Source organism: Kitasatospora sp. NPDC033851, from assembly GCF_055576085.1.
In genome coordinates, this window is the sequence record NZ_JBVIRL010000015.1 from 38941 (window position 1) to 55002 (window position 16062).

Sequence of the window (16062 nt, forward strand, 5' to 3'; positions counted from 1 at the left end):
TGGGGCGAGTCGGCGTAGGGGAGGCGCGGCCCGGCGGGCCAGGGATCGGCGGTCCCTGGATACATACCGCCCGGCGCGCCATGCTGGGGGCATGATCGATCGCGCGGCGCTGGCCGACTTCCTCACCCGGACCCGGGCCCGGCTCGCCCCCGCCGACCTGGGGCTGCCGCCCGGGGCGCGGCGCCGCACGCCCGGGTTGCGGCGCGAGGAGGTCGCGCAGGTGGCGGGCCTGTCGGTGGACTACTACGCGCGCCTGGAGCAGCGGCGTGGGCCGCAGCCCTCGCCGCAGCTGCTGGCCGCCCTGGCGCGGGCGCTGCGGCTCAGCGAGGACGAACGCGACCACCTGTTCCGCCTCGCCGGGCACGAGCCGCCGCGCCGGCACGGGCCGCTCGGGCACGTGCGGCCGGGGCTGCTGCTGATCCTGGACCGGCTGCACGACACGCCCGCCCAGGTGGTCTCCGACCTCGGCGACGTCCTCGCGCAGAACGCGATGGCCGCCGCCGTCTTCGGCGACACCGGCGCCCTGCCGCCCGGGCGGCGCAACCTGCTGCTGCGCTGGTTCACCGAACCGCACACCCGGGCACTGTTCCCGCCCGAGGACCACGAGGACCTGGCCCGCGCCCACGTCGCCGCCCTGCGCGCCGCCCGCACCGCCCGCCCCGGGGACCGGCGCGCCGCCGAACTGCTGGAGCAACTCCTCGCCACCGGCGACGAGTTCACCTCCCACTGGGAGCGCCACGAGGTCGCCCGGCGGCGCAGCGGCCGCAAACGGGTGCTGCACCCGGTGGTGGGGGAGCTGGACCTGGAGTGCGAGGTGCTGGCCGCCGGCGGCGAGGACCAACTGCTGCTCGTGCACACCGCCGCCCCCGGCAGCGACTGCGCCTCCCGCCTGGACCTGCTGCGCGTCGTCGGCGCCCCCGCCCCCGCCTGAGGCCCTGACCGGTTCCCATGGCGACGCCGCCACCGGTGAGGGTCGTCCGGCAGGGGCGGCACCACGCTCCGGCTGTCCGCACCGAAGACCGCAGGCTCATCGCGGCGACCGAAGACCCGCAGGCTCATCGCGGCGAAGGTGCGCTGAGACGAGGGCGCACGGGGACGATGGCCGGCCTCGCGGTCCGCTGCGCCCCGGTCAGACGGATCCCCAGACGGCGCCCGCCCGTTCGGCAGCCTCGCCGCCCTGGCGCACGCCCTCCCGGTAGGCGCCGACCCAGGTGTCCCAGTCCGGCCGTTCGGAGTCCAGCACCGCCCGCGCCCCGGCGTCGGGGGCGAGCGCCACGGCCGACGGCCAGGGCGTGAGGTCGGTGGGCGGGTGGCGGTGCGCCAGCGGCTCGACCACGACCAGCGCGCGGGCCCCGGCGGCGAGGTCGGCGTTGGTGCCCGCGCGCAGCGCGCCGTCCATGCCGTGGCGGCCGCCGGGCAGGGTGACGGGCACCTCCACCCCCGGGAACGCGCTGGAGGCGGCGACCGCGCGCAGCAGCGGCACACCGTCGGCACCCGTCCACACCAGCTCCTCGCCGCTGTCCGCGTCCACGGCGGTGACCAGCAGGCGCCGTCGGCGAGGCCAGTCGGGCGCGCCGATCAGGGCCTCGCGGCGGGCCAGCAGGTCGCTTTCGGCCTCGGCGCCGGCGCTCGCCAGCGCGATCCGCCCGACCTGGCGGCGCGCCTCGGCCGGATCCAGGCCCCGGCCGAGCACGGCGAACACCTCGCCCGTGACGGCCGGATCGGGCCGGCGGGCCGGGCCCTGGGACCGGTGCTGCGGGTCCACGATGCGGCCCGGGTCCTGTCCGGTGGCCAGCAGCGCGGCCACGATCGCCCCGGCCGAGGTGCCGACCGTCAGCTCCGCCGCGCCCAGGTCCACTCCGGCCTCGCGCAGCCCGTTCACCAGCCCGGCCGTCCACGCCATGCCCAGCCGGCCCCCGGGCCCGAGCACCAGCGCCCGCCCGAGGCCGTGACCGTCCGTCACAGCGACCCCGTTCCCCATGGCTTCCCCCTTCGTCACGGCGACCCCCGCCGTTCTTGAAACAGTCGTACCATAAACTCGTCCGGCAGTGCCCACCCGGTGCCGACCAGCCGTCACCGGGCCCCGGAGAAAGGACCGACCGCCGTGGGACGACCCGCCGACCCCGCCCGCCGCGAGCGCACCCTGGCCGGGGCGACCGACCACGTCCTGGCCCACGGGCTGGCCGGACTGAGCCTGCGCCCCTTGGCCGCCGCCCTCGACACCAGCCCGCGCATGCTGCTCTACGACTTCGGCAGCAAGCAGGAACTGGTGGCCGCCGTCCTCGCCGAGGCCCGCCGCCGTGGCGCGGCGCGCCTGGCCGGATGCCCCCCGTTGGGGGCGGGCACGCCCGCGCAGCGGCTGCGCGGCATCTGGGCGTGGCTCAGCGCGCCCGAACGCGCCCCGTTGGTCCGGCTGTTCTTCGAAGTCCACGCCGACGGGCTGGCCCACCCCGAGCACTACCCGGACCGCGCCCGGGCCGTCACCGACTGGTTCGACACCCTGGGCGCCGCCTTTCGCGACGTCGCCGACGGCGAGGGCGACACCGCCACCCCCACCCTGGTCATGGCGGTCCTGCGGGGCCTGCTGTTCGACCTCACCACCACCGGGGACCGCGAGCGCGCCGACCGGGCCCTGGAACGCTTCGCCGACCTGCTGGGGTCGTGACCCGCCCATCGCGCGGGTGCCATACGGCGTCCGTCCCGCCCGGCGTCCCGCCGGAGACGCACGTGCCGGAGACGCACGTGCCGGAGACGCACGTGCCGGAGACGCACGTGCCGGGCCCCGCCGCCTCGGTGGGGCGGCGGGGCCCGGCACGCGGCGCGGCCGGCTGACCTACCTTCGGGTGGTGGCGCGGGTGCGGCGGGTGAGGGAGTCGAGGACGACGGCGGCGAGCAGGACGGCGCCGGTGATCATGTACTGGATGGCCTGGGCGGCGTGGACCATGTCCAGTCCGGTGGTGATGGACTGGATGACCAGGATGCCCAGCAGCGCCGACCAGGTCTTGCCGCGGCCGCCGAAGAGGCTGGTGCCGCCGATGACGGCGGCCGCGATGGCGCTCATCAGCACGTTGCCGCTGCCGAGTTGCTTGTCGGCGGAGCCCTGCTGGGAGGCGTAGAAGAGGCCGCCGAGGCCGGCCAGGAACGCGGAGAGCACGAACACCGAGATCCGTACCCGGGCGACGTCGACGCCGGCGCGCCGGGCCGCCTCGACGCCGCCGCCGACCGCGAAGACCTGCCGCCCGTAGCGGGTGCGGCGCAGTACGAAGTCGGTGGCGAGGACGGTGCCGAGCAGTACGACCAGGGACAGCGGCAGGCCGCGGTCCTGGTTGAGGGCGTAGGCGGTGGCCAGGGTGAGGACGGTGAGCGCTCCGGCGCGTACAGCGGTGTCGGCGCCGGTGCGGGCGGTGAGGCCGGCGGCGCGGCGGCGGCGGGCGGTGTACAGGTGGGCGAGCAGGTAGAGGGCGGGGGCGAGGACGGCCAGGGCCCAGGCGTAGGCGATGTCGCCGTCGCCGAGGAAGGTGGTGTCCAGGCTCGCGATGACGCCGTCGTGGCGGTTGTTGGCGGTGCCGCCGTCGCCGAGGACGTACTCCTGCAGGCCGCTCCAGGCGAGCATGCCGGCCAGGGTGACGACGAAGGCCGGCACGCCGACGCGGGCGAAGAAGAGGCCGTGCAGCAGGCCCATGACGCAGGCCGCGGCCAGGGCGAGGAGGATCGCGACCCATTCGTTGAGGCCCTGGCGTACGGTCAGCACCGCCGCCATCGCGGCGCTCGCGCCGGCGACGGAGCCGAGTGACAGGTCGATCTCGCCGAGGATGAGGACGAACACGACGCCCACCGCGATCAGGCCGGGGCCGGCGATGAAGCGGCTGATGTTGGTGAGGTTGTCGGCCTGCAGGAAGTGGTGGGTGACGGACTGGAAGACCACGGCGATCACGACGAGGCCGACCACGACGGGCAGTGAGCCGAGTTCGCCGGTGGCCAGGCGGCGCCGGACGGCCTCCAGGTGCCCGGCCCATCCCTGCGCGGGCGCGTGCAGCCGCGGGTCGGGCGCGCCCGGCGCGGGGGAAGCCGTGGGCGCGGGGGAGGCGGTGGTGGGGACGGGTGCTTCGGGGGTGGTCATGCGGCGTCGGCCTCCTCGCTGCGGCGGGCCTTGCGGCGGGCGTGGGCGTTGTCGCTCGCGCCGGTGATGGCGGCGACGATCTGTTCCTGGGTGGTGTCGGCGACGGGGAAGACGCCGTTGTTGCGGCCCAGGCGCAGTACGGCGACGGTGTCGGCGACGGCCCGCACGTCGGCCATGTTGTGGCTGACCAGCACGACGGCCAGGCCGCGCTCGCGCAGCCGTTCCACCAGGTCGAGGACCTGGGCGGTCTGCTCGACGCCGAGGGCGGCGGTGGGCTCGTCCAGGATGACCAGGGACGGCTCGCCGACCAGGGCGCGGGCGATGGCGACGACCTGGCGCTGCCCGCCGGACAGGGCGGCCACGGGGGTGCGCACGTCGGGGATGCGGATGGCGAGGGTGTCCAGGAGGCGGCGGGCGTGCTGCTCCATGTCGACTTCGTCGAGCAGGCCGCGGCGGCGTTTCTCGCGGCCCAGGAACAGGTTGGCGATGACGTCGAGGTTGTCGCACAGCGCGAGGTCCTGGTAGACGGTCGCGATGCCGAGGGCGGCGGCGTCCTGCGGGCGGGCCAGGCGTACGGGCTCGCCGTGCCAGGTGACGGTGCCCCCGTCGACGGGGTGGACGCCGGCGATGGTCTTGACGAGGGTGGACTTGCCGGCGCCGTTGTCGCCGACGAGGGCGAGGACCTCGCCGGCGTGGACGGTGAGGTCGACGTCGGTGAGGGCCTGGACGGCACCGAAGCGCTTGGAGACCGAGCGCAGCTGGAGGACGGGTGCGCCTGTCACGTGTGAACCACCTTGGAGTGGGCTGGGGCAGGGGCTGCTCGGGTTCCCGAGGAGGCGTTCCCGAGAAGGCGTCCCCGAGGAGGCGTCCCCGAGGAGGCGTCCCCGAGGAGGCGTCCCTGAGAAGGCGTCCCTGAGAAGGCGTTCCCGAGGAGGCGTTCCTGAAGGGGCCGGGGCTACTTGAGGCCCGCGGCGGCGCAGGCGGCGGCGTAGTCGGCGGTGCAGATGTCGGAGGCCTTGTAGAGGCCGTCGGCCAGGACGGTGGCGGCGATGTTGTCCTTGGTGACGACCTTGGGGTCCAGCAGCTTGGCCGGGATGTTCTTGGCGGTGGCGCTGTCGACGCTCGCGGTGGCGACGGTCTTGACGTCCTTGCCCTGCAGGAGGTCGACGGCCAGTTCGGCGGCGGTCTCGGCGAGCGGCTTGTAGGCCTTGTAGATGGTGTAGGCCTGGTCGCCGTTGACGAGGCGCTGGACGGCGTCGAGGCCGGCGTCCTGGCCGCCGACGGGGACCTTGATGCCGGCGCCCTTGAGCTGGGTGATGATGGCGCCGGCCATGCCGTCGTTGGCGGAGTAGACGGCCTGGAAGCCGTTCTTGCCGAGCTCGGTGACGGCGGCGGAGATCTTCTGGCCGGCGACGGTGGGGCTCCACTGGCCGGACTGCTCGTAGACGACCTTCTTGACCTTGCCGTCGAGGACCTTGTGGGCGCCGGACTTGAACTGGGCGGAGTTGGGGTCGGCCTCGTCGCCGTCGATCATGACGATGTTGGCGTCGGCTGCCTGCGCGCCCAGCGCGTCGAGCAGGGCCTGGCCCTGGAGTTCGCCGACCTTCTCGTTGTCGAAGGAGGTGTAGGCGGCGATCGGTCCGCCGGCGAGGCGGTCGTAGGCGAGGACCTTGACGCCCTTGGCGGCGGCCTCCTGGACCCAGCCCTCGGTGGACTTGGCGTCGTAGGGGTCGAGGATGATCACCTTGACGCCCTGGGTGAGCAGGGTGTCGAACTGCTGCTTCTGCTTGGCCGCGCTGCCCTCGGCGTTGTTGTAGAGCACCTTGCACTGCCCGCACAGGGACTTGACCTTGGCCTCGATGAAGGGCTTGTCGAAGGACTCGTAGCGGACGGAGGAGGCGTTCTCGGGCAGCAGCAGGCCGATGGTGCCGGAGTCGCCGGCGGAGGTGGCGTCGCTCTTGGTGCCGCCGGCCTTCCCGCAGGCGGCGGTCATGGACAGGGCCAGCGCGAGGCCGGTGGTGGAGACGAGGGCGCGACGCAGTACGACATTCATACGGGTGCCTCTCCCTGGGGTCGCCGCGACTCTGCGGCGGGGTGGGGGGAGTCAACCTGAGCGCGTACATGACGTCAATAAGTAAAACCAAACTGCCCGGAATCCACCTCGACTCGTCATCTTCATGAACACGCCCCGGTGAAGACACGGGAAAATGGGGGTGCCCGCCGCTCCCCCGTGCGGCGGGCACCCCCGGCTTGCGGTGACGCTCGGATGACCGCCCGTCAGGGGCGGTCGAGAGTGATCGAGTTGATCGGACCCAGGTCGTAGTAGACGCCCCGCTGGGCCGCGATGTCGTAGACGCAGTCCCCGCCGCCCGAACCGCGGCACAGGTGCGCGTGCGCGCCGCCGGTCTGGTTGTTCAGCACCCAGTGGTTGCCGTACTGGTTGCTCAGGTTGTGGGCGCCGTAGCTCCAGTACACGTCGGTGGGGGAGACGGCCGGGTCCTGGTTCTGCGGGTAGACGCAGACCGCGCCGGACGGGCAGTTCGCCCAGGAGCCGTCCGCGGCGCCGGCGCTGCCGGTGCCCATCGCGGTCAGGGCGGCGGTGGCGAGACCGAGGGCGGCCAGGGCGTGGGTGATCCTGCGCATGGGGTGGTTCTCCCTTGGCTGGTGCGGGGCCCGGCGATCGACCGGACCGGTGCCCGTCAGCCTAGGAACGCACCGGCCGCGGCGGTCCCTGACATCTGACAGGGGCGCGCCGCCTTGCCACACGCCCCTGACCGGCGTACTCGGCGACGCCTGCACAGCGCGAGGTGCGTCAGCGCGGGGTACGTCAGCGCGGGGTGCGTCAGTGCGGGTGGCCCAGGTACGGGAACGCGGGCAGCAGGTCGGTGTGCGGGCCGATGTGATCGGTGGGCACCGTGCCGTCGGTGAGCATCGACAGCCGCGCCGAGGTGACGTCGTCGCTCAGCGTGCGCCCGTTCGGATAGCCGGCCGCACGGGTGCGGTCGTAGCGCAGGATGTCCGGCAGCACGAGCCGCAGCTGCGCCTCGGCCGCCTCCGTGGTGTACCCGCCGAAGTGCTGCAGCTTGGCCGTCCACGGCGCACGGTAGGTCTGCCAGTCCTCGGCGGGCTCACCCGCGTTGTACGCGTCCTTGACGTCCTCCTCGTTGAAGTACGCCGTCAGCGACGGGTGCGCCCCCCGGTCCACCGACACCAGCCGCCCGTCCTTGCGCACGCTCACCCGCGCCCACACCCCGATCTGCGGCGCGTCGCCGAACTCCGCCTCGGGCGCCTCCAACACGATCCCGAACACGTTCTTGTCCGCGCCCCAGTCCACCCCCGTCCACCGGAACTCGTGCACGATGCCGTCCAGGTCCGCGAAGAACGGGTCGCTGCGCAGCCCCGCGCTCACCCGGTACGGGCCCGCCTCCACCACCGCCGGGGTGTCCGTGAAGCTCACCGGCGCACCCGACACCAGCGGCTCGCCCGTCGCCTCGTGCCCGCGCGCCCCCTCGCCGGTGGCGCGCCGCACCGTCATGGTCTGCGCACCGCCGACCGGTTCGGAGAAGGTGAAGCTGAAGGCGAGATCGGCCCGGTTGTCGCCGTCGGTGTCGATGTTGATCCGGTACACCGCCTCCGGGTGGAAGGCCTGCCCGCCGGTCGGCGCGACCGGGTTGACGTTCATGATCAGCACGGTCCGGCCCGCCTGCGGCGAGGCGAAGGCGAACAGGTCGGTCAGGTCCAGGCGCGCGTCGCCGTCGGGCGAGCGCAGGTTCGGTCCGCTGAGATGGTGCGACAAGACGGGTCTCCCGCTTCGACTGCGCACGTGCGCGTGAACGCGTGTGCGTGCTGGCGTGTGTACGTGCGTGCGTCGGGTGCTTCGTACGGATGGCCCCACCCCTGCGGCCATTGCTAACACGCCCGCCCGCCCCCGGCCCGCCCGCTGCTCCGCGCGGACTAGCGCAGCCCCGGACGGCCGCTCCGGAGGGCCGCTCCGGAGGGCCGTTCTAGAGGGCCGGCGGTGCCTGCTCGCCGAGCAGGACCGGCAGGGCGTGGTGCCCGTTGGAGATCATCGACTCGACGGGCCGCAGCTCGGTGCCCGGCGCGAGGGCGAGGTCGGGGAAGCGTTCGAAGAGCTTGCGCAGCGCGGTCTGCCCCTCCACGCGGGCCAGCGGGGCGCCGATGCAGAAGTGCGGGCCGTGGCCGAAGGCGAGGTGGTCCTTGGCCGGGCGGGTGACGTCGAAGTCCGCGCCGCTGTCGCCGTAGCGGGCGGGGTGGCGTCCGGCGGCGGCGTAGGAGGCGAGGATCGCCTCGCCCCGGGGGATGGTCGTCCCGCCGGGCAGCTCGATGTCCTCCACGGCGTAGCGCAGCGGCAGGTGCGCCACGGGGGCGTCGCGGCGCAGCGCCTCCTCGACGACGTCGCCCCAGCCGGCCTTGCCCGCGCGGACCAGGGCGAGCTGCTCGGGGTGGGTGAGCAGGGCGGCGATGCCGTTGTCGATGAGGTTGACGGTGGTCTCGTAGCCGGCCGAGACGACCAGCAGCAGGGTGTCGCGCAGTTCCTCCTCGGTCAGGGCACTGCCGTCGCCCTCGCCGCCCTCGCCGCCGCTCTCGCCGTTCCCGCTGTCGCCGTTCTCGCTGTCGGTGTCGCGGGCGGCGATCAGCAGGGAGGTCATGTCCTCGCCCGGCTCGCGGCGCTTGGCGGCGATCAGCTCGTCCAGCATGGTGTAGAACGCCACCGTGTTGGCCCCGGACTCCTCGGGAGTGAGGGTGGTGTCGAAGACCCGGTCGACGGTGGTGCGGAACCGGTCCTTCAAGTCGTCGGGCAGGCCGAGGAGTTCGGCGATGACCCGGATGGGCAGCGGGTAGGCGAGGCGTTCGCGCAGGTCCACCACGGTGTCCGGGCCGGCCGTCGCAAGGTCGTCCAGCAGGGCGTCCGTCAGCTGCCCGACGCGTGCGGTCATGGCGCTGATCCGGCGGGCGGTGAACGCGGTGCCCACCAGGCGGCGCAGGCGGCGGTGGTCCGCGCCGTGCGCGGTGAACATGTTGCGGGCGCTCACCCACAGCGCCAGCGGCCAGGTGGGGACCACCTCGGCGAAGGCCGGCCAGTGCAGCAGGGGGTCCTTGGAGACCCGGGGGTCCTTGAGCAGCTCCTCCAGCAGGGCCGGGTCGGCCACCGCCCAGGCCCGCACCCCCAGGATGTCGACGGGCGTGGCCGGACCGCGCGCGTGCAGCTCGGCGGTCTCGGCGTCGCGGTCACGGCCGGTCGGGTCCAGGACGAGACGGTCCACGGGGGGCTCCTCCACGGGTGCGGTGACGGGTGCGGTGACGGGTGCGGTGACGACGCGTGGCCGCGCGGCCGCGCCCCCGGACGAGGATGCGGCCCCGGGCGCGCCCGCGTCGAGAGGGCCTGCGCGACGCGAGAGGTGACGCAGGCCCAGGGCGGCAGCGGCCGCCGGCCCGGCGTACCGTGCACGAATGGACAGCCGCACCGACGCCCCCGCCGACAGCCGTACCGACAGCCGTGCCGCGACGCCCACCTGGCGGGTCGTCGAGAGCGCGGGCCTGGAGACCGCCTGGGTCGACCTCGGCCCCACCGCCCTGACCGCCCGCGGGCGCGTCGCCGCCGCCGAGCCCGCGCCGTACTGGCTCACCTACGAACTCGAGACCGGCGAGGACTTCACCACCCGCCGCATGCACGTCACCGCCCACACGTCCGGCGCCGTGCGCACCCTCGACCTGCGCCGCGAGGAGGCCACCGGCCGCTGGAGCGTCGACGGGCGCCAACGCCCCGACCTCGCCGGCGCCCTCGACTGCGACCTGGGCCTGTCCCCGCTCACCAACACCCCGCCCGTCCTGCGCCACGCCCTCCACCGGGGCCCGGGCGAGCAGAGCCTCCTGATGGCCTGGATCCGCGTACCGGACCTCGCGGTCCTCCCCTCCCACCAGACCTACACCCACCTGCGCCGCCACGAGGACGGTGGCGCCACCGTCCGCTACACGTCAGGCGACTACCACGCCGACCTGCTGCTGGACCCGGACGGCCTCGTCGTCGACTACCCGGGCCTGGCCCACCGCATCGCCTGACGCCGGCCGCCCCCACCGGACGCGGGAAGTCGGCCCGGCCGACTTCCCACTCCCCGCACCTGCGCCCCCTCCGCCCCCGCGCCTGCGCCTGCGCCCCAAGCGCCCGGGCCGTCAGGCCGACGGCAGCGCCCCCAGGGCGTGCAGGCCGGTGCGGCTGCCCCGGAAGACCGCCGAACCGGCCGCGGCCAGGAACACCCTGGTGTACTCGGTGTCCCCCTTGAGCCGCTCCGGCTCGTCCCGCCAGCGCGGCCGCCCCGTCGCGAGGTCGAACGCGAACAGCCGGTCGTCGTTCGTCCCCACGTAGGCGGTGCCGTCGGCGGCGGTCATCGAACTCATCCCGCGCCCCAGGCCCACGGGCACGCCGGCCGTCCAGCGGGTGTCGCCGGTGTCCGCGTCCAGCACCGTCAGCCGGTTCCCGCCGAGCAGGCAGACCGTCCGGTCGGCGACCGACAGCGGGCCCGCCACGGGCAGCCGCCCGCGCTGCCACCGCACCTGACCGGTCGCCGCGTCCAGCGCGAAGACGGCCGCGGAATTCTGCGCCGGACCGTTCTGCTTGACGTAGACGGCGCCCCGGTCGACGACCGGACGGTCACCTAGGCCACCGACCGCGTCCTGCGCCCAGCGCCGCTCACCGGTGCCCGCGTCGAACGCGAGCAGCCCGCCGTACCGGCCCGCCGCGTACACGGTGTCCCCGGCCAGCGCCAGGACCCCCGACGCGCCCGGGTCACTGCTCCAGCGCACCGCGCCGGTGGCCGCGTCGTAGCAGCGCAGCGAGGACCCGTGGGCCGCGAACACCCGGCCGCCGCCGACCACCGGATCCTGGTCCCACGCGTCCTCGGCCCAGTCCGGCAGCGCCGCCTCCCAGCGCAACTCGCCCGACGCCGCGTCGAGCACGTGCACACCGCTCGTGGAGACCACGCACACCACGCCGTCCCCCGCGGCCAGCCGCCACCCGCCCGAGGTGTCCAACTGCCAGACGCCCAAGTGGTCGACGGGCGCGGCCGCCCCGACCACCCGGCTCCAGCGCACCGCGTCGGTCCGCGGATCGAGCGAGCGCACACTGCCGTCGTACCCCGAGGCGAACAGCCCCTGCTGCTCCCCGGCGGGCAGCACGACCCGCCCGCCCATGCCGGGCGAGCTCCACAGCCGCGGGCCGCGCGCGTCGTCCCGGCGCGCCCACCAGCCGATCCCGCCGGCGACGGCGAGCGCGCCGAGGCCTCCGGCGGCGCTGAGCAGCAGCCTCCTGCGGTCGATCCGGGGAGGAGTCGCGGACGGGGACGGTTCGTTCTGCATGGCGTCGGTCTTCACATCGATCATGACTTCGGGTACGGACCTGCGGTTCCCGCAGGCCGGGCGGTCGGGCGGTCGGGCGGTCGGGCAGTTGTGCGGTTGTGCGGAGGGGCGACTAGGAGGCGGTCCAGTCGTTGCGGTCGGGGGTGCCGAGGGTCCGGACGTGCTCGCCGTCGGCGTCGTCGAAGGAGTCGGTGGCGATCTTGAACTCGTGGCCGTTCGGGCGGATCCCGAACAGCGTCACCTTCTCGTTGCTCTGGAGGCGCTGGTGGTGGCGGCGGTGAGGCCGACGGCGGAGATCAGGCCGGCGGCCAGCAGCAGGCCGGTCGCCCGGACGGAACGGGGGCAGCGGACACGGGATCCTCCGGAGGTCGTGGAACGGCAGGGGACGCGACGCGCACCCCCATCCGCTCAACGGCCCCTCCCTGCACTCCGGTTCACCATGCGCATGCCAGAGGGGAAGGGGAGCGGGAAGTCGGCCGGGCCGACTTCCCACTCAACCGGCCCAAGCCCAAACGCGTGCGACCGGACACCCCGGCCTGGCATCATGACCCCCATGACCCCCATGACCACCTGCCGAAAGGCCCATGCCGCGTAACCGGCCGCGCGCCCTGCGCGCCGAAGGAACAACCCGAGGCCCGTCCCCCCGCTCCCGGGACTGCGCCCCACCGCCGCGCATCCACGGACTCTCCACCCGCACCAGCCTGGCCGTCCACCGCCTCGAGGAGCGCTGCGACAGCTTCTACCTCCACCCCGGCGCCACCGACCGGGCACTACGGCGCTACCGCACATTCCTGCACCCACCGGGCCGGCGCCCGCTCTACCCGCAGGAGTCGATGTGCCCCTCGTGCCCGGGCTGCGCCTTCGACGACGTCCGGCACGCCCGCGACGTGCTGGACGCCGTCCTGGAACGACTGCCGCCCCGCCCCCGCACCGAACTCGCCCGCCTCGTCAGGCCCCTGGACGTGGCGCTCCACCGCCGCACCCTGCCCGACCCCTTCGCCCACCGGCGCCTCTGGCGCGCCGAATACTGGTGGCACCGCCGCCTGGGCGACCCCGCACGGGGATGACAGCCGCGCCCCGCCGAACCCCTGGCCGCCCCCAGCCCCTCGTCCGACGTGCCATCAGCGGATCCTCACCCAGGGGTGCCCCCGGTCGACGCGGCGTGCCAAGGCCCGCCGGCGTACGGCGGGCCGGGGGAGCCGAGCCGCCCACGCGGACGGCCGCCCACGCCGACGGCCGCCCCGACCGTGTGGGGGACAGGCAACAGCGGCTTTCGGTTGCGCCCGCTGCTCCTCGGTCGGGTCGAGCCGCCTCGTCACCGGTAGGGCGGGCCTCGCCCCACCACGTGATCGGGTCTGCGGCGCCGGGTACCGGGCCGACCAGCCGGTCAGCCGATCAACTGATCAGCCGATGTACTCGGAGGGAGAGAAGACCTTGCCGGACCAGTTGCCGTCGATGACCAGCTGGCCCTGGGCCTGGGCGTAGCCGCCCGCGCCGATCCCGTCCCAGCCCGCGCCGCACCAGGAGCCCGGGTCGCTCGCGGTCATGCCGTAACAGGTGGCGTAGTCCTCGTAGCCGCCGTTGTGGTTGACCCAGACCACGCCGGTGATCGTGTGGTTGCCGTGGTTGGTGACGTGCAGCGACGGGTAGACCGAGTAGCCGCTGACATTGATGCACGCCTGGGCGTAGACGTCCCCGGCGACCTGCTGGGTCGCGCCGCAGTACGTGCCGGAGGTGACGGCGTTGGCGCTGCCGGCGCCGAGCGCGAGGGTGGAGAGGGTGGCGGCGGCGACGGCCGCCGCTGCGAGTGTCCTGCGAGCGATCACGTTCGTGAGTCCCTTCGACAGCCACGGGTTTGCGCGGTGGATCCAGGAAATCCCGGACCGGTCGGGCCGGTCGAATGATTCGATGGATTTCGATTCCCGGTGGGGGAGGGGGCTGCCCGTGATACGCGTCCGGCTCGGTGTCGGCGGCCTGGGGGCTGTCAGGTTCGCGGTGTCTCCGCTGGACTCCGCGAAGGACCTGCTCTACGCCCTCCGACGGACCCCGCACACGCTCAGCGCCGAGTGGCGGGCCCGGACCAGGCAGGCGCTGTCACACCAGCGGCTCGGGCTGCTGGGCGCGGTGGGCGGCGGCGGCCCCTGCGGCTACGCCCCGGACTTCCTGCGGCCCGAGTCGCAGGGCTTCCAGACAGGCCTCGACGTGGCGCTGCACGACGTCGCCACCACCCCGGCGGAACGGATCGGCTACGAGCTGGCGTTGGCCATCCACGGCCACCCGTGGGACCCCGACCCGGACCAGCGCTCCACCCGACCGCTCCGACGGGCCCTCGAACGCGGAGAACAGCACTTCGCGCACCATCTCGCCGACGAGATGGCACAGTTCTGGCACACGGCACTGGCACCGTCATGGCCCGGCATCCGAGCCCGGCTGGAGGCGGACGTCAGCGCCCGCGCCACCGCCGTCGCCCACCACGGGCTCGCCGACACCCTGAACCACCTGGCCCCGAACCTGCAGTGGCGCGACGGCGAACTGACCGTCGGCCTGCGCCCCGGCAGCCCCCACGGCCTGACGCTGGACGCCGACGCCGTGATCCTGGTGCCCAGCGTCTTCGCCGACCAGGCCATCTTCTGCGCCGGGGAACCACCGGGCGCACCCGCCCCGCGCACTCCGCTGATCGTCTATCCCGCGGCCCCGGCCGCCTGCCTCGCCCCGTCGGGCGAACACCGGCTCATCGGCGCGACCAGGGCGAGGATCCTCGCCGAACTCGGCGCGCCCCGCTCCACCGCGGAACTCGCCCGGCGGCTGTACCTGAGCCCGGCGACCGTCTCCTACCACCTGCAGATCCTGCACCGGGCCGGGCTCGTCACCCGCCGGCGCCACTCCCACCACGTCCTGTACCAGCGGCTCGGAGCGAGCCCGGGCCGGGGCCCTGGGCTCGGCGGCGCCCCGGCCTGACCCCGCGACCCGGCACCGGGAAGAGGATCCGACGGCCGCTGTGCCCACCGGCTGTTGATCGGCTGTCTACCGGCGGCTGGCCCACTGAGGGGGTCAGTGTTCCGTTCGCGGTCGGGAGGATCCTCGTGATCAGGCGGGTAGTTCGAGCAGTGGTCGGTGTGGCGGCGGTCGTGGTGCTCGGTGTCGCGGGCACGCCGGCCTCCGCAGGTGCGGCCCCGCGCGTCGCGGTGGAAGCCGCCGGCCCGGCGGCCCCCGAGGCCTGCGCCGGCAGCCCTGTCAGCTGCACATGACGGGCCGCAGTGCCGGCCGCAGTACCGGCCGGGGTACCGGTTTTCGAGAACCGACCCGCGAGGGAAAGGACGGATGACCGACCTCGTGACGCGTCGCCTGCGGCTACGGCGGTTCAGCCGTGACGACGCGCCGACCCTGGCCCGCTACCGCTCCGATCCCCGCATCGCCCGCTACCAGACCTGGCGTTCGCCGATCGATCAGGCGCAGGCGCAGGAGATCGTCGCCGGCTACCTCACGGAGAGCCCCGACGGTCCCGGCCGCTTCCAGTACGCGATCGAGCTGGCCCGGCGCCCCGGCCTGATCGGCGACCTCGCCGTCGCGATCGAGACCGGCCGCGACCAGGCCGTCATGGGCATCACCCTGGCCCCGGACATGCACCACCGGGGCTACGCGACCGAAGCGATGACCGCCGTGGCGGACCGCCTCTTCGCCACCGGCGTGCAACGGATCACGGCCGCCTGCGACGTCCGCAACACGGCGTCCGCGAAGCTCCTGCGACGCGTCGGCTTCCAACAGCGGGGCCGGGAGCACCAGTACGTGGAGCAGCGCGGCACCCACGCCGACCTCCTGCTGTTCGGGATGTCGAGCGGGCAGCTGCGCCGCCCCTCATGAACCCGCCGGGAACCAACCGGGTTCCACGGCGAACACCCAGCGCACTCACGCGCGATCACCACAGGAGGACCACCATGGTGGATCCAGGCCGCGTTTCAACCCGTGTCGCACCGGTCGACGAGGTCGAGCCCGACATCGACTCCGTGGACACCCCGAGCCGGCCCGCCGATGAGCCGGGCGACTCGGAGCAGACCGAGGCGTAGCCCTCGGACCGTCCGAGGCGACGACGATGCCCCGCCGGCAACGCAGTGCCGGCGGGGCATGTGTGCTGAAATCCGTGCTGAACGCCGTGTTGTGACTACATGTCGTGCTCACGGGGCTTGTCGAGCCAGCCCGCTGCGGTCACCAGCTGCTCGTGCCCGGAGTGGCCGATCCAGGCGCTCGCATTGACCCAGGACCAGGAGTCCTCGGTGTCCTGCGCCGCCGGGACGACTTGGGTGGCTAGGGCGGTCGGCTGTGCGGTGCTGTCCGCGCCCGTGTTGGCGAGCGCCACACCGGTGCCGAGGCCGAACAGCGCGGCTGCCGCCACGCCGACTACTACACGCTTGATCACGATGGTCCTTCACGGGTCTCGGTTGAATCGGTGCCCGTAGTAGAGCCGTCGGGGGTAGACGTCCGATCAACGCGAGCCGGCCCGCCACCCGGCCGGCAGTCCGCGCGGCCGAGCGCCGCTACAAGGCGCCTCGCCGAAGATCATCCGAACGGTG

Annotated in this window: 18 protein-coding genes; 7 read left to right on the forward strand and 11 right to left on the reverse strand. The window is 74.1% G+C overall.

The features are described from left to right. The first annotated feature begins 94 nt into the window (after positions 1 to 94). On the forward strand, positions 95 to 931 hold the full coding sequence (locus ACZ51D_RS26020; protein ID WP_465663745.1) for a helix-turn-helix transcriptional regulator: 837 nt from the start codon (positions 95 to 97) through the stop codon (positions 929 to 931). Positions 932 to 1129: 198 nt separating this feature from the next. Here the strand turns inward: ACZ51D_RS26020 and ACZ51D_RS26025 are convergent, their stop codons facing one another. Next, complete coding sequence (locus ACZ51D_RS26025; RefSeq protein ID WP_465663658.1) at positions 1130 to 1963, reverse strand: patatin-like phospholipase family protein; 834 nt, start codon at positions 1961 to 1963, stop codon at positions 1130 to 1132. A gap of 141 nt (positions 1964 to 2104) precedes the next feature. Between ACZ51D_RS26025 and ACZ51D_RS26030 the strand changes: the two genes are divergently transcribed. After that, complete coding sequence (locus ACZ51D_RS26030) at positions 2105 to 2665, forward strand: TetR/AcrR family transcriptional regulator (RefSeq protein WP_465615014.1); 561 nt, start codon at positions 2105 to 2107, stop codon at positions 2663 to 2665. A gap of 168 nt (positions 2666 to 2833) precedes the next feature. Here ACZ51D_RS26030 and ACZ51D_RS26035 read toward each other — a convergent pair whose 3' ends face one another. From ACZ51D_RS26035 to ACZ51D_RS26060, 6 genes are all read right to left on the reverse strand, one after another. Further along, positions 2834 to 4120, reverse strand: coding sequence for a sugar ABC transporter permease (locus ACZ51D_RS26035; RefSeq protein WP_465663659.1), 1287 nt, complete (start codon positions 4118 to 4120; stop codon positions 2834 to 2836). Further along, complete coding sequence (locus ACZ51D_RS26040) at positions 4117 to 4902, reverse strand: ATP-binding cassette domain-containing protein (RefSeq protein WP_360497724.1); 786 nt, start codon at positions 4900 to 4902, stop codon at positions 4117 to 4119. Before ACZ51D_RS26040 ends, ACZ51D_RS26035 begins: the two co-directional genes overlap by 4 nt. A 173-nt stretch (positions 4903 to 5075) precedes the next feature. Further along, on the reverse strand, positions 5076 to 6173 hold the full coding sequence (locus ACZ51D_RS26045; RefSeq protein WP_360497721.1) for a sugar ABC transporter substrate-binding protein: 1098 nt from the start codon (positions 6171 to 6173) through the stop codon (positions 5076 to 5078). A 224-nt stretch (positions 6174 to 6397) separates the two neighbouring features. After that, entirely contained in the window at positions 6398 to 6763 is a 366-nt protein-coding gene (locus ACZ51D_RS26050) for a hypothetical protein (protein WP_465615018.1), read from the reverse strand. Between the two features lie 199 nt (positions 6764 to 6962). Further along, positions 6963 to 7916, reverse strand: a complete 954-nt coding sequence (locus tag ACZ51D_RS26055) for a DUF4331 family protein (RefSeq protein ID WP_360497715.1) — start codon at positions 7914 to 7916, stop codon at positions 6963 to 6965. A gap of 208 nt (positions 7917 to 8124) precedes the next feature. Next, entirely contained in the window at positions 8125 to 9405 is a 1281-nt protein-coding gene (locus ACZ51D_RS26060; protein ID WP_465663660.1) for a cytochrome P450 family protein, read from the reverse strand. Positions 9406 to 9592: 187 nt separating this feature from the next. Between ACZ51D_RS26060 and ACZ51D_RS26065 the strand changes: the two genes are divergently transcribed. Then, a complete protein-coding gene (locus tag ACZ51D_RS26065) occupies positions 9593 to 10201 on the forward strand; it encodes a putative glycolipid-binding domain-containing protein (RefSeq protein WP_465615021.1) in 609 nt (202 codons plus the stop codon). A gap of 111 nt (positions 10202 to 10312) precedes the next feature. Here the strand turns inward: ACZ51D_RS26065 and ACZ51D_RS26070 are convergent, their stop codons facing one another. Beyond that, a complete protein-coding gene (locus ACZ51D_RS26070; protein ID WP_465663661.1) occupies positions 10313 to 11518 on the reverse strand; it encodes a PQQ-binding-like beta-propeller repeat protein in 1206 nt (401 codons plus the stop codon). An 88-nt stretch (positions 11519 to 11606) separates the two neighbouring features. Further along, positions 11607 to 11735 carry a hypothetical protein gene (locus ACZ51D_RS26075; RefSeq protein ID WP_465615023.1) on the reverse strand — a complete coding sequence of 43 codons (129 nt, stop codon included), beginning with the start codon at positions 11733 to 11735 and terminating at the stop codon, positions 11607 to 11609. Positions 11736 to 12078: 343 nt separating this feature from the next. Here ACZ51D_RS26075 and ACZ51D_RS26080 point away from each other — a divergent pair, with 343 nt between their 5' ends. Further along, complete coding sequence (locus tag ACZ51D_RS26080) at positions 12079 to 12561, forward strand: hypothetical protein (protein WP_465663662.1); 483 nt, start codon at positions 12079 to 12081, stop codon at positions 12559 to 12561. Between the two features lie 336 nt (positions 12562 to 12897). Here the strand turns inward: ACZ51D_RS26080 and ACZ51D_RS26085 are convergent, their stop codons facing one another. Continuing rightward, the gene (locus tag ACZ51D_RS26085) at positions 12898 to 13320 is read right to left on the reverse strand and encodes a hypothetical protein (RefSeq protein WP_465663663.1); all 423 of its coding nucleotides are present in this window, start codon (positions 13318 to 13320) and stop codon (positions 12898 to 12900) included. Between the two features lie 169 nt (positions 13321 to 13489). Here ACZ51D_RS26085 and ACZ51D_RS26090 point away from each other — a divergent pair, with 169 nt between their 5' ends. The 3 genes from ACZ51D_RS26090 (at position 13490) to ACZ51D_RS26100 (ending at position 15558) form a co-directional block, all read left to right on the forward strand. Then, entirely contained in the window at positions 13490 to 14452 is a 963-nt protein-coding gene (locus ACZ51D_RS26090; protein ID WP_465663664.1) for an ArsR/SmtB family transcription factor, read from the forward strand. A 363-nt stretch (positions 14453 to 14815) separates the two neighbouring features. Next, a complete protein-coding gene (locus ACZ51D_RS26095; protein ID WP_465663665.1) occupies positions 14816 to 15355 on the forward strand; it encodes a GNAT family N-acetyltransferase in 540 nt (179 codons plus the stop codon). 74 nt (positions 15356 to 15429) lie between these two features. Further along, the gene (locus ACZ51D_RS26100) at positions 15430 to 15558 is read left to right on the forward strand and encodes a hypothetical protein (protein ID WP_465615028.1); all 129 of its coding nucleotides are present in this window, start codon (positions 15430 to 15432) and stop codon (positions 15556 to 15558) included. A gap of 95 nt (positions 15559 to 15653) precedes the next feature. On the opposite strand, the gene ACZ51D_RS26105 is transcribed toward ACZ51D_RS26100, so the two are convergent. Next, the gene (locus tag ACZ51D_RS26105) at positions 15654 to 15908 is read right to left on the reverse strand and encodes a hypothetical protein (RefSeq protein WP_465663666.1); all 255 of its coding nucleotides are present in this window, start codon (positions 15906 to 15908) and stop codon (positions 15654 to 15656) included. Positions 15909 to 16062: the final 154 nt, after the last annotated feature.

What these genes read in the sequence shown, in the direction of transcription:
- ACZ51D_RS26050 (WP_465615018.1), bottom strand. Translation starts at nt 6,763, where the DNA reads ATGCGCAGGATCACCCACGCCCTGGCCGCCCTCGGTCTCGCCACCGCC.
- ACZ51D_RS26095 (WP_465663665.1), top strand. Translation starts at nt 14,816, where the DNA reads ATGACCGACCTCGTGACGCGTCGCCTGCGGCTACGGCGGTTCAGCCGT.
- ACZ51D_RS26100 (WP_465615028.1), top strand. Translation starts at nt 15,430, where the DNA reads ATGGTGGATCCAGGCCGCGTTTCAACCCGTGTCGCACCGGTCGACGAG.
- ACZ51D_RS26045 (WP_360497721.1), bottom strand. Translation starts at nt 6,173, where the DNA reads ATGAATGTCGTACTGCGTCGCGCCCTCGTCTCCACCACCGGCCTCGCG.
- ACZ51D_RS26070 (WP_465663661.1), bottom strand. Translation starts at nt 11,518, where the DNA reads ATGATCGATGTGAAGACCGACGCCATGCAGAACGAACCGTCCCCGTCC.
- ACZ51D_RS26035 (WP_465663659.1), bottom strand. Translation starts at nt 4,120, where the DNA reads ATGACCACCCCCGAAGCACCCGTCCCCACCACCGCCTCCCCCGCGCCC.
- ACZ51D_RS26080 (WP_465663662.1), top strand. Translation starts at nt 12,079, where the DNA reads ATGCCGCGTAACCGGCCGCGCGCCCTGCGCGCCGAAGGAACAACCCGA.
- ACZ51D_RS26065 (WP_465615021.1), top strand. Translation starts at nt 9,593, where the DNA reads ATGGACAGCCGCACCGACGCCCCCGCCGACAGCCGTACCGACAGCCGT.